At 62.9% G+C, this 12,671-nt stretch carries 10 protein-coding genes and 1 pseudogene; 9 read left to right on the top strand and 2 right to left on the bottom strand.

Annotated features, from left to right (window positions below; genetic code table 11):
• Positions 1–135: 135 nt before the first annotated feature.
• Together ASF98_RS13275 and ASF98_RS23735 are read left to right on the top strand one after the other, a co-directional pair.
• Positions 136–846, top strand: coding sequence for an SDR family oxidoreductase (locus ASF98_RS13275; protein ID WP_055802540.1), 711 nt, complete (start codon positions 136–138; stop codon positions 844–846).
• Positions 847–883: 37 nt separating this feature from the next.
• The gene (locus ASF98_RS23735; RefSeq protein WP_162242330.1) at positions 884–1,696 is read left to right on the top strand and encodes an alpha/beta fold hydrolase; all 813 of its coding nucleotides are present in this window, start codon (positions 884–886) and stop codon (positions 1,694–1,696) included.
• 26 nt (positions 1,697–1,722) lie between these two features.
• Here ASF98_RS23735 and ASF98_RS13285 read toward each other — a convergent pair whose 3' ends face one another.
• Positions 1,723–2,361: a TetR/AcrR family transcriptional regulator gene (locus ASF98_RS13285; RefSeq protein ID WP_082506837.1), complete on the bottom strand. Its 639-nt coding sequence runs from the start codon at positions 2,359–2,361 to the stop codon at positions 1,723–1,725.
• Between the two features lie 191 nt (positions 2,362–2,552).
• On the opposite strand from ASF98_RS13285, the gene ASF98_RS13290 reads away from it, so the two are divergent.
• From ASF98_RS13290 to ASF98_RS13320, 7 genes are all read left to right on the top strand, one after another.
• Positions 2,553–4,049 carry an ABC transporter substrate-binding protein gene (locus ASF98_RS13290; RefSeq protein WP_235505908.1) on the top strand — a complete coding sequence of 499 codons (1,497 nt, stop codon included), beginning with the start codon at positions 2,553–2,555 and terminating at the stop codon, positions 4,047–4,049.
• Positions 4,050–4,116: 67 nt separating this feature from the next.
• On the top strand, positions 4,117–5,058 hold the full coding sequence (locus ASF98_RS13295) for an ABC transporter permease (protein WP_055802545.1): 942 nt from the start codon (positions 4,117–4,119) through the stop codon (positions 5,056–5,058).
• Positions 5,055–6,872, top strand: a complete 1,818-nt coding sequence (locus ASF98_RS13300) for a dipeptide/oligopeptide/nickel ABC transporter permease/ATP-binding protein (protein ID WP_055802547.1) — start codon at positions 5,055–5,057, stop codon at positions 6,870–6,872. Before ASF98_RS13295 ends, ASF98_RS13300 begins: the two co-directional genes overlap by 4 nt.
• Entirely contained in the window at positions 6,869–7,729 is an 861-nt protein-coding gene (locus ASF98_RS13305; protein WP_055802549.1) for an ATP-binding cassette domain-containing protein, read from the top strand. The genes ASF98_RS13300 and ASF98_RS13305 overlap by 4 nt, the downstream gene beginning before the upstream one ends.
• A 55-nt stretch (positions 7,730–7,784) precedes the next feature.
• Positions 7,785–10,274: a beta-glucosidase gene (locus tag ASF98_RS13310; RefSeq protein WP_055802551.1), complete on the top strand. Its 2,490-nt coding sequence runs from the start codon at positions 7,785–7,787 to the stop codon at positions 10,272–10,274.
• Positions 10,275–10,311: 37 nt separating this feature from the next.
• A complete protein-coding gene (locus ASF98_RS13315; protein WP_055802553.1) occupies positions 10,312–11,337 on the top strand; it encodes an alpha/beta hydrolase in 1,026 nt (341 codons plus the stop codon).
• Between the two features lie 16 nt (positions 11,338–11,353).
• On the top strand, positions 11,354–12,520 hold the full coding sequence (locus tag ASF98_RS13320) for a serine hydrolase domain-containing protein (protein WP_055802555.1): 1,167 nt from the start codon (positions 11,354–11,356) through the stop codon (positions 12,518–12,520).
• A 26-nt stretch (positions 12,521–12,546) separates the two neighbouring features.
• Here ASF98_RS13320 and ASF98_RS13325 read toward each other — a convergent pair.
• Positions 12,547–12,671 (bottom strand): annotated as a pseudogene (locus tag ASF98_RS13325) (adenylate kinase); the annotation flags it as partial.

Here is a 12,671-nt window from a genome sequence, read left to right on the forward strand (position 1 = left end):
TGGATCAGATTAGCCCTAATTAGTATGAAAGTCAGGTACTATCCCGGTCTCTTTGGACGGATACTAGAGAGCGTGTGTTGCGCCGAAGCAACAGCGTTCCGCTCATGCCGATGTGTGCGGAGGAAGGAAAATCTCATGGTCGAACGTCTTCTGGTTACCGGCGGAGCGTCAGGAATCGGACGCGCAATCGCACTGCACGGACTCGAGCAGGGATGGGAGGTCGTAATCCTTGACAGGCAGCACGCCGGCGTCGGTCGCTCAATTATCGCGGACCTCTCCGACGTCGAGAGCACAGCGGAAGCCTTGGAAACGGCCCTGTCGGAGGGTCCCATTACACGCCTGGTCAACAACGTTGGCGCCGTCTTCCCGGCCCCGCTCCGGGAGCAGACTCTGGGCCAACTTGATCAATCACACGCACTAAACCTCCGATGTGCCGTACAGTGCACCCAAAGTGTCCTCGAAGGCATGACGGAAGCTGGATTCGGTCGCATCGTCAACATGTCCTCGCGCGCTGCCCTGGGCAAGGAACTGCGCACCGCCTACGCTGCCGCTAAGGCCGGCCTTATCGGCTTGACCCGGACGTGGGCTCTGGAACTCGGAGAGGCCGGGATTACGGTGAACGCGATAGGGCCTGGACCCATCGCCACCGAGTTGTTCATGAACGCAAATCCGGAAGACTCGCCGCAGACCAAAGCCATCATTTCGTCCGTTCCCGTCGGCAGGCTCGGCCAACCCGATGACATCGCAAACGCTGCCGGTTTCTTCCTCGACGAGCGATCCGGGTTTGTAACGGGCCAGACGCTGTATGTCTGTGGCGGACTTACGGTCGGATCGAATCCAGTGTGAGGACAATCAACAACCCTCATTGCCCAAGGAGGCGCAATTGACTGGTCATGAAAAGTCGTTTCGAACCACGGACGGTGTTCGTCTTGTCTATGACGACCACGGCTCCGGCCCCGCCGTTCTGCTCGTGCACGGGTTTACGTGCAGGGCTGCGCACTGGGCGTTCCAGCGTGAGGCGCTCGTCGCTGCAGGCTACCGAATGCTGGCCCTGGATTTGAGATTCCATGGCCGTTCAGACTCGCCGTCCAGCGGTCAACGCGTGTCCCGGCTGGGGAAAGATATCGGGGAGTGGATCGAGCATCTGGAACTTGACGATGTGGCGCTGGTCGGACATTCCTTGGGAGTCTCCGTCTGTCTCGCTTACTTTGATCTATTCGGCACGGACCGCGTACGAGCGTTCGCGGCCATTGACCAGTCTCCGAAACTAGTGAATGACGAGACCTGGGCCTGGGGCGTAAGGTCAGTCGAATGGACCAATGTCTGGGACGCGGTAAACGGCCGATTTCAATGGGGTAACCCCGCCCTGGAGCCACCAATGCCACCTCATGTCGGCAAAATCCTCGCCGAAGCCGGCAGCCCCGCTGATTTCCCGGTAGGGGCGGTGCTCCAGCTGCTGGCGGACCATTTCACTGCCGACTGGCGCGACGTTGTTCCGACCGTCAATTCCCCGGCTTGGGTAGCCACCGGCCGTTACTCGCCATCATTTCCGCTTGAAGGTATGGAATGGTTTGCTGGGACTCTGCCGGACTCCTCCCTGAACGTGTTTGAAAACAGTGGACACTGCCCTCACTGGAACGAACCCGAGGAGTTCAACCGGGAACTGCTCGCATTTCTCCGGCGGACCCTGCGGTAGGGGTGACGCCGGGGCCTTACTGGCCCCTAGAACGTCTCCGTGGTGATGGCGCGCAGGAAAGCCTTTAGTTCAGCCGCCATATCCACGGAATGGTTGTCCAGAAGCCACTGCAGCTGCAACCCGTCCATCAGCGCCACCAACTGCCGTGACGCTACGGCCGGCACGACCCCAGGCCGCAAGCTGCCGCGCCGCTCCAGGTCGGAAAACGCCTGGCTGCCGACATTGCGGACCCAGTCGTAGCGTCGCTGAAAATACTCATGGGCGGGGTGCGTGGGGTCCGTCGACTCGGCTGACAAAACGCAATGGAGCGCAACCAGTCCAGGTACCGTCGTGTTGTTGTGCACCAGCCGGACAATGCCATTCAGCGTGTCAATACCGTTGTCGGTCACGATCGCGGCTCCAGTCCAGGAGTCCTCATCGCGAAGGGTGAGTACGGCCTCCAGAAGTGCCTCTTTGCTGGGGAAATGATGGAGAAGGCCGGTTTTTGTCAGGCCGATCTTGTCGGCAATGTCCTGGATGGAGCCGGCTCGGTAGCCGGACGTCGAGAAGACCTCGAACGCAGCCGCCAGGATCTCCTGACGCCGTCCCTCCGTCTTGGCGTAGCTTCCGCGGGGACGCCCGCGGCGTGGAACTTTGGCGACAGCACTTGCCGCTGTTTCTGTCATCTGGAAACTCTAACAACCTTGCGCGGAGCGGGTGGCGCGCCCCGTGTGCCTCGTCACAATCGCCGAGATATTGCTTCGGATTATTAAAACGTACCACTTGGTCTGTTTTCGTGTTACGGTCTTTCCCACTGGCAGTCCATGGTGGACGCCACTGACCGCGAAAGGGACCAAAGATGTTCCGATCTAAGCGAATGGCCGCTCTTGTCGCCGCCGTTGCCCTGAGCCTTACCGGCTGCGCAGCCGGTGGAGAGGCTCCTGCAGCCCAGACTTCACAAACACTGACCTTGGGCACACTGATGGCGCCCAAGTCCTTCGCGGCTGCGGACTCTGACTTCGCCAACGTGTCCCCCTTCTACCAGGCGGTCTATGACACCCTGCTGCGTATGGAGCCGGACGGCACCCTGGTTCCGATGCTGGCAAGCGAGTGGACGTACAACGCAGCCAAAACAGTCCTGACCCTGAAACTGCGGGATGACGTAAAGTTCACCGACGGCACCGTATTCAATGCCGACGCCGCCAAGCAGAACCTCGAGCGATTCAAAGCCGGCACGTCTGCCGACGCGCAGTTCCTCGCTGCGCTCCAGAGCGCCAAGGCTGTGGATCCCACCACCTTGGAGCTCACCCTCTCGGCTCCGGATCCGGCGTTCCTGGGCTACCTGTCCAAGGACGCCTCGTTCATGCAGAGCCCGGCGTCCTTTGCCAACGCAGATATTGCAACCAACCCGGTCGGCTCGGGACCCTACGTTTTGGATACCGCCGCCACCGTCACCGGAACGTCCTACAGCTACAAGCGGAACCCGGACTACTGGGACAAGAACCTGGTTCACTACGACAACCTGGTTCTGAATGTCTACCCGGAACAGACCTCGCTGCTGAGCGCCGTCAAGTCCGGAACGCTCAACGGCTCACTCATTGATATCGCGATGATTCAGGAGGCTGAAGCTGCCGGCTACAAGAACAATCCGTTCGAGGGCAACTGGGTTGGATTGATCCTGTTTGACCGTGCGGGTACCACCAACCCCGCTCTCAAGGACGTCCGCGTGCGCCAGGCATTGAATTATGCCTTCGATACGAAAGCTCTGCTGGATTCCGTAAACCAAGGCCGCGGCACGACCACCACGCAGGTGTTCCCGCCATCCTCGGATGCTTACGACGAATCGCTGGACTCCCGGTACGCCTACGACCCCGCGAAGGCCAAAGCGCTTCTGGCCCAAGCTGGCTACCAAAGCCTGACGTTGAAGATGCCTTCCACGCCGCTGGTGAATAGCGCAGTCTTTGCCCTGATAACCCAGCAGCTGAAAGACGTCGGAGTTACTGTCGAGACCGTCGACGCCGGTAACAACTTCATTGCCGACCTGCTGGCCGCGAAGTATGCGGCAAGTTACATGATCCTGGAGCAACAGTCCGACTGGCAGTTGATCAACATGAAGATCGCTCCGAACGCGGCATGGAATCCCTACAAGTACGCCGACCCCAAGGTAGACGAACTGGTCAAGAAGATTAACCTCGGTTCCGAGGATGAGCAGAAGTCTTCGGCTAAGGAGCTGAACAAGTACATCGTCGAACAAGCTTGGTTCGCGCCCTGGTATCGCCCACAGAACAGCTTCGTGACTGACACCAAGACCAACGTCGAGCTTCAGACGGGCAACGTGTACCCGTTCATCTGGTCCTTTACTCCCGCCTCCTAGCGGAGGGCTGCCGGTCCGGGCCCTGAACCCGGCCCGGCAGCCTCTGTCACCCCTTAAGGATTTTCGAATGTACCAATTCGTGCTGCGGCGCCTGCTCTCGGGTGTCCTCCTGCTGTTTGTTATCACCACGGTCGCCTACCTGCTGTTATATGCGGGCGGCGGCGACATCGCCCGCCGCATCGTGGGCCCTACTGCCAGCGATGCTCAGGTGGCGCTGAAGGCTAGCCAGCTGGGCCTGGACCGTCCCCTCGTTGTCCAGTACTGGGACTGGCTCACCGGTGCATTAACTGGCGACCTCGGCCGGTCCTGGTTCAACGGCCAGCTTGTCAGCGCCGGCGTCAGCAGCCGTCTGTCCGTGACCCTCTCGCTGGTCCTTGGTGCAACCATCATCGCGGCGGTCGTCTCGGTCGTCGTGGCAGTCTGGGCCGCGGTCCGCCGCGGCTGGGTGGATCGTGTGGTCCAGTTTGTCGGCGTCCTCGGCTTCGCCATCCCGGGTTTCCTCATCGCGCTTGGCCTGGTGTCCCTCTTCGCACTGAACCTTAAATGGTTCAAAGCCACCGGTTATGTCCCAATTACGACGTCGTTCGGCGGCTGGGCGGCAACCGTCACCTTGCCGATCGTTGCCCTCTCCATAGGCTGCATTGCCGCCGTCGTCCAGCAGATCCGCGGCTCGCTGATTGACGCGCTCCGCCAGGACTACGTGCGGACGCTGCGCGCCCGCGGACTCTCCTTCAACCGCGTGGTCTACAAACACGTGTTGCGCAACGCCGGCGGCCCCGCCTTAGCAGTGCTCGCAGTGCAGTTCATCGGTTTGCTGGGCGGCGCCGTCATCGTTGAACAGATCTTCGCCCTGCCCGGCCTGGGGCAAATCACTGTTGCCGCCACCGGCCAAGGTGACATTCCCGTCGTGATGGGAGTGGTCGTGGCGACCGCGGCCATCGTCGTGATCGTCAACCTCGTCATCGACCTTGCCCAAGGCTGGCTCAACCCGAAAGTTCGGCTGTCATGATCGAATCACCCCCACCGATGCCCGCCGGGGCGGCCAAGGTTTCCTTGTTCCGCAGGCTCTTGACCCACCCGACCGGTGTCGTTTCAATGGTCCTCCTTGTCCTGGTGGCGCTGGCCTCCGTCCTTGCGCCCCTGCTGGCAACCCACGACCCCAACACCGCGAGTGTGCAACAGGTGCTGGCAAAGGCTGGCTCCGAGCACATTCTGGGCGCAGACAGCGCAGGCCGCGACGTCTTTAGCCGGCTACTGTTCGCGGGGCAGTTCAGCCTCGCCGGTGCCCTCGTCGCCCTCGCCGTGGCGCTTATCCTCGGTGTCACCGCCGGCTTGGCCGCGGGGTACTACGGCGGCTGGTTCGACTCCGTGTCCTCATGGCTCACCGGACTGATGATGGCCCTTCCCGGCATGGTGGTGCTGCTGGCAGCCCGCGCTGTGGTTGGCCCGTCGATGTGGCTCTCCATGATGATCTTCGGTGTCCTGCTGTCGCCGGCGTTCTTCCGATTGGTTTACGCCTCGGTCACGGCGGTCCGCAACGAGCTGTATGTCGACGCAGCACGCGTCTCCGGGCTTAGCGACGTCCGGATCATCGGCCGCCACATCCTTACCGTAGTCCGGGCACCTGTCATCATCCAGTCCGCCATGGTCCTCGGCATTGCCATCGCCATCCAGGCCGGCCTCGAGTTCCTCGGGTTGGGCGACAGAAACATCCCAACATGGGGCAGCATGCTCAACGACGGCTTCATCAACATCTTTAAGTCACCCACCCTGGTGCTGTGGCCTGCCCTGATCATCGGGCTGGTGTGCATAGCGCTGACTCTGCTGGCTAACGCAATGCGCGACGAACTCGAACGAAGCCGCGGACCGGTCAAGAAGAGCCACAAGGCTGCTGCAGCTGAGGCAGCAGCCGACGCCGAAGGTGCCGCCGAGAAGCGCGGTGCCGCCGCCGTCGTCCACGCTGACGAGCCGAATGAAGACGCCGGCGAGATCCTGTTGGAAGTCACTGACCTGGGCGTCGGTTACGACCAGCCGGACGGTTCCACCACCCACGTGGTGAACCACGTGAACCTGACCGTCCGCCGAGGCGAAGTCCATGGCCTGGTGGGCGAATCAGGGTCCGGCAAGACACAGACCGCGTTCTCCATCCTCCGGCTCCTGCCGCAGGGCGGACGCATTACTGGCGGGTCCATATTCTTTGAGGGCCAGGACCTGGCCCAACTCTCTGAAAAGGAGATGACCAAGGTCCGCGGAAAACGCATCGCATATATCCCGCAGGAGCCCATGTCGAACCTGGATTCCGCCTTCACCATCGGCAGCCAGCTCATGGAGCCCATGCGGGTCTGCCTGGGTATCTCCAAGGCAGAAGCCCGCAAACGGGCCCTCTCCCTCTTGGCGAAGGTGGGCATCCCCAACCCGGAACGCACCTTCGACGCATACCCGCACCAGATCTCCGGCGGCATGGCACAGCGCGTCCTGATCGCGGGGGCCGTCTCGTGCGAACCGGACCTGCTCATCGCCGACGAACCGACTACCGCTCTCGACGTCACAGTCCAGGCCGAAGTCTTGAACCTGCTCCGCGAACTTCAGGACGAACTGAACATGGGCGTCATCCTGGTGACCCACAACTTCGGCGTGGTGGCCGACCTTTGCGACCGCGTCACAGTGATGCAGACCGGAAGGGTGGTGGAAACCGGACCCGTGCGCTCCATCTTCAACCACGCCCAGCACCCTTACACACGCCAGCTGCTCGGAGCGATTCTCGAGGACACGGCACCCCGCGGGCAGTACACCCTCAAGGAACTGAAAGGAGTGGCGTCATGACCGAGACACTGCTCGACATCAAGGACGTCGTGGTCGAATACCCCTCCAAGGGCTTCCGGAAGGAGCCGTTCAAGGCTCTCAAGGGCGTCTCCTTGGACATCCGGCAGGGGGAGACCGTGGGCCTGGTGGGGGAATCCGGGTCCGGCAAAACCACCCTGGGCCGCGCCGTGCTGGGACTCGCACCGGTAACCGGCGGCGGCATCAAATACCGGGGCCGGGAAATCTCCAAGGCCACCCGGGCCCAGCGCAGGGACCTCAGCCACGAGATCCAAGTCGTCTTCCAGGACCCCTACACCTCGCTGAACCCGTCCATGACCATCGAGCAAATCCTCACCGAACCGCTCACCGTCCGCAAAGTAGGGCGTCAGGCCGCTAACAAGCGCGTAGCCGAGCTCCTGGACCAGGTCCGGCTGCCACCGGGTGCCGCACACCGGCTGCCGCGGGAATTCTCCGGCGGGCAGCGCCAGCGCGTCGCCATCGCCCGTGCCCTGGCCCTGGACCCGAAGCTGATTGTGTGCGATGAGCCTGTCTCTGCCTTGGACCTCTCCACCCAGGCCCGCGTTATGGAACTGTTCATCGAGATCCAGGAACGCACCGGGGTGGCCTACCTCTTTGTCTCCCACGACCTCGCCGTTGTGCGGCACCTCAGCCACCGTGTTGCCGTGATGTACCACGGCGAGATTGTTGAATGGGGCGACGGCGAACAGGTCACCGGAGCGCCGGAACATCCCTACACACAGCGGCTGTTCATGGCCGCGCCGATCCCTGATCCCGACCGGCAGGCTCAGCACCGCGCCGACAGGCTGCGGCTCCTGGAACTCCAGCGCGAACAAGACGTTCAGGCCGGCGTCGCCTGACCAGCATCCACCTGAGCATCGACACGTCCTCCGCACCGACAGCCAGAAAGCCACCATGGAAAACCTCATTACCGATACCCGCGCCACCGATGAGAGGGCAACCGACCAGCGGCTCGCGGGCCTCCTGGCTGAACTTAGCCTCGAGGAAAAGGTCCGGTTATTGACCGGCCGTGACTTTTGGACCACCTGGCCGATCGCAAAGATCGGCCTGCGCCGCATGCTGTTCTCAGATGGCCCCACAGGCGTCCGTGGCGAAGCGTGGGATGAGCGCGAGCCGTCCATGAACTTTCCATCGGCCGCGGCGATCAGCTCTTCCTGGGACCCGGCGATCGCGGACCGGCTTGGTGCCGCGTCCGCTGTCGAGGCCCGTCGCAAGGGCGTGGACGTTGTTCTGGGACCGACCATCAACCTCCACCGCTCGCCGCTGGGCGGCCGCCACTTCGAAGCCTTCAGCGAGGACCCTGTCTTAACGGCGGAGCTCGCCGCGGCCTACGTGGCCGGAGTGCAGCGCAATGGCGTGGCGGCTACCCCGAAACACTACATCGCCAACGATTCCGAAACGGACCGCTTCACCGTGGACGTGAAGGTCGGCGACCGGCCCCTGCGCGAGATCTACCTTCTTGCATTTGAAAAGGCCATCGTCGAGTCCAAGGCGTGGCTGGTGATGAGCGCCTACAACGCCATCAATGGCACAACCGCCACTGAGAACGACCTGCTGGAAACCCCGCTGAATCGCGAGTGGGGCTTTGACGGCGTGGTTATCAGCGACTGGACAGCCGTCCGCAGCGTCAACAGTGCCAATGCGTCCCAGGACCTGGTCATGCCGGGCCCCGAGGGGCCCTGGGGCGCGGCCTTGATGGTGGCCGTCAAGTGCGGCCGGGTTCCCGAGGCCGCCATCGACCGAAAGGTGCTCCGGATCCTGCAGCTCGCCGCCCGTGTGGGCGCACTGGAAGGCTTCGACGCCGTCCAGCCCCGTCCGGTGGACCGGGAAGACCTCATCGCGTTCGCCCGTGAAGCTTCCGCGGCCGGGACAGTGATGGTGAAGAACGACGGCGTGCTGCCGCTGGCGCAGACCGCGGTCGGCAAAGTGGCGGTGATCGGGCACAACGCCCGTTATGCCCGAACCCAGGGCGGCGGCTCCGCCACCGTGGTGCCGGAGAAGATCGTCAGCCCGCTCGACGGGATCCGCGCCGCTTTCGGTCCGGGCAACGTCAGCTACAGTGTGGGCGCCGTGGTGCAGGAAGGCATCACGGGGCTTCCCTTGGATCAGATCACCAACCCGATCACCGGCGCTCCCGGAGTGCGGGTCCGGTTCCTCGATGCCAATGGCGGAGAACTCTTTGCAGAGGACCGGCGCTCCACCGCCTTGGTCTGGTTCGGCGGGGACGCGCCCATCGCGGCGTCCTCCACGGTCCAGTTCCACACCCTCTACACTCCGGAAGAAACCGGACCGGTCCGGCTGGGATTCTCCACCGTGGGCCACGGACGGATCTTTGTGGACGGCGTACTGGCCCGCGAAGCAACCATCGAGGCCACCGGCACGGACTTAGGGGCGGCGTTTCTTGCCCCGCCATCCGCCTCCGTCGAAATCCGGGCGACCGCAGGGGTGCAGTTGCAAGTCCGGATCGAACTCGACCTAGCGAACCGTGCCGGTGCCCTGGCCAACGCGCTGGCCATTACCATCGGCGTGGAAGCGGACACCAGCCACCCCGACGCCCTGATCGACGAGGCTGTCGAGGCGGCCCGTGCAGCCGACGTCGCCGTCGTTGTCGTAGGTACGAACTCCAGCGTCGAATCAGAAGGCTATGACCGGACCTCCCTGGAAATGCCCGGCCTGCAGGACCGCCTGGTCCACGCCGTGGCCGCCGCCAATTCCCGCACCGTAGTCATCGTGAACTCCGGCGCCCCGGTCCTGCTGCCTTGGCGGGACGAGGTGGCCGCAATCCTGATTGGCTACTTCGGAGGCCAGGAATTCGGTCACGCCCTCGCCGATATCCTGACGGGCGCCACCGAACCAGGTGGCCGTCTCCCCACAACCTGGCCCGCCAGCCTGCAGGACGTGCCCGTCATTAACGTCACCCCGGAGGCAGACGGCACGCTGACTTACGACGAAGGCATCCACATCGGCTACCGCGCATGGCTCAAAGCCGGCACCAAACCCGCCTACGACTTTGGCTTCGGACTCGGCTACACGGATTGGGCCCTCGCCGGCGTCAGCTTCCCCGGCTCCGCTGCTCCCGGCGCCGTCGTCCCCCTCACGGTTACCCTGACCAACTCAGGGGCGCGGTCGGGCAAGAACGTGGTCCAGGTTTACGCCGAAAAGCCCGGCTCCGCCGTCGACCGCCCCGTCCGCTGGCTCGTCGCCTCGACCCCCGTCTGGGCCGAACCAGGCGAAACCATCACCGCTGAGCTGCAGCTCCCCACCCGGCTCCTGGCCTACTGGGACAACGGCTGGACCTACGAACCCGGCGAATACAACCTTCGCATCGGCACGTCCGTCACAGCACTGCCGCTCGAAACCACTCTGGAACTGATTCGAAACTGAGCTTTTTCTCAACGACTGAATAGGAGCAAATCAAAGCATGGGCGAGAGCAGCACGGAGAACCAGAACACTCTGTACGCCAGGCAGTTGATACGCGAGTTGGAGCTGAACGGACCCCCGCCTGATCTTCGTAGCGACACGGACAACGAGTCGTTACTTACTATTTACCCGGGGCTGGCTGCTGTGTCGACGCTCGACGTTGCGGTTCCCGGTTCTGGGGCTGGCGTGCCGGGACGGCTTTACCGTGCACCCGGCGTAGCCTCGGCCGGCTTCGTCTGGGTCCATGGCGGCGCGTTTATTGCCGGAGACCTGAACATGCCGGAGGCCCACTGGGTGAGCCTGCATCTGGCGTCCCAAGGCATCTCGGTGCTCTCGCTTGACTACCGCAAGGCACTTCACGGAGTAAAGTACCCGGAACCGTCAAACGACGTCCTGGCGGGGTGGCTTTGGGCACTTGAAAATGTCAGCGAATTCGGGCTGGAAAACGCGGAAGACCTTCATCTCGGCGGGGCCAGCGCGGGGGCTGCCCTAACCGCCGCGCTGACCGGACGGCTCAGGGACGGTGCAGGGAAGATTCCGGCGTCCTTGCTGCTCGCCTACCCCCTTGTCCACGCCAACCTCCCCCCGATCAGTGAGGAGCTCATGGAGAAGATCGAGGGCGTTCCGGCAGACTTGGCCTTCACGCCGGAGTTCGTCCGCGAAGTGAATCTAAACTTCGCCGGCAGTGAGGACAATTTTGGAGATCCTCACGCGTTTGCCGGAGTCGGTAGCCTTGATGGATTTCCCCCGGTCTACATCATCAATTCCGAGGCCGACACCCTGCGTGCATCGGGCGAACTCTTCGCGGCTCAATTGGAGGCTGCAGGAGTTCCCGTCCGGGTCGAAATCGAACCCGGAAGTACCCACGGACACTTGGACCACCCCCACTCCGTCCCTGGCAGGAATTCTGTCGACCGGATGGTCCGGTGGCTCCGCGAGGAACACTCACCCGCATCCTGTCGGCCTACGGTCGGCGCAGGGGAGCAGGCTGCCATGTTCGTGACACAGGCATCCTTCGAAAATTAGAGAAAGGTACTAAGCGATGACCGTCGCCACGGCACCCACCCGCAATCAGTCCACAGGCACCGTAGCACCCGGTTTCGAAGCGGTACGCGATGAATTCGATGCGTACCTGTCCGATGACCCGAACTACAGCGCCCAACTCGCCGTCTACTGGAAAGACCAACTTGTGGTCGACCTGGTTGGAGGAGATGGACTCAAAACCGACACAATCACAGGAACGTTCTCCGTAACAAAAGGCGTCGCGGCGATCACCCTGGGGACGTTGATTGGCTCGGGTGAACTGGATCTGGACCAGGCCGTGGCTCACTACTGGCCGGAATTCAGTGCCTGCGGGAAGAGTGCGATCCTCGTCCGCGAGCTGTTGTCTCATCAGGCCGGGCTTGTGAACGTGGACGGCGGGCTGGACGATGCCGACATCTTTGACTCGAACCGCGCCGCGCCAAAGCTTGCCCAACAGCGGCCGTTCTGGCGCCCCGGAACCGCTTTCGGCTACCACGGTCTGACCATCGGCACCTTCATGGAGGAGCTGGTACGGCGGATCACGGGCCAATCCTTGCAGGAGCTCTATGAGGCCACCGTCCGCGCACCTCGCGACATCGATTTCTGGCTCGGCCTCCCGCTGTCTCAGGAGGACCGGTTCGAAGCGCTCCGGCCGGCGCGTCCAACTCCCGAACAGCTGGCAATGATGAGCCAAAGCCCGATGTCGCCGGACGGCCTGGGCGCCCTGATGTTCAACGGTGTCAACAATATTGTTCCGCCGAACCTCGGGCCCTACTCACCCAATTTGCGCGAAGTACGAGCCGCCGGACCCGCCGCATTAGGCGGCATTGGATCGGCGAGAGGACTCGCGCAGGTTTATGCTGCCGCCATTGGCCTGGCAGGGGAGGCTCTTCTTGACCCCGATACTCTCGCAGCGATGGGGCAGCAGCAAGTGTGGGGCGTTGACCGGGTCCTGAACTTCCCGACGGCGTTTGGGGTCGTTTTCATGAAGCCTCACCCAGGCAGTGATTTCGGCAGCTTCCAAGCGGTTGGGCACGATGGCGCTGGCGGGGCGCTGGGATATGCAGACCCCCTCTACGACGTCAGCTTCGGCTACATACCTTTGCAGATGCAACTCCCCGGCGGCGCAGATGCCAGAGCGCTTCGCCTCTCGCGAACCGTGCGTACCGCGATACGCCAAAGCTAGAGGGAACACAGGCTGAACGGCGTTGGCTAAGCTGCCTGTGCTGCCTTGATGGCCTGCATGACGCGGTCGGTGACCTCGTCGATGCCGCCGATGCCGTCAACCTGGGTCAGGATGCCGCGCTCGGCATACTTGGCCACAACGGCTTCAGTCT

The organism is Arthrobacter sp. Leaf337, from assembly GCF_001423745.1.
In the GTDB taxonomy this organism is placed as follows: Bacteria; Actinomycetota; Actinomycetes; order Actinomycetales; family Micrococcaceae; genus Arthrobacter.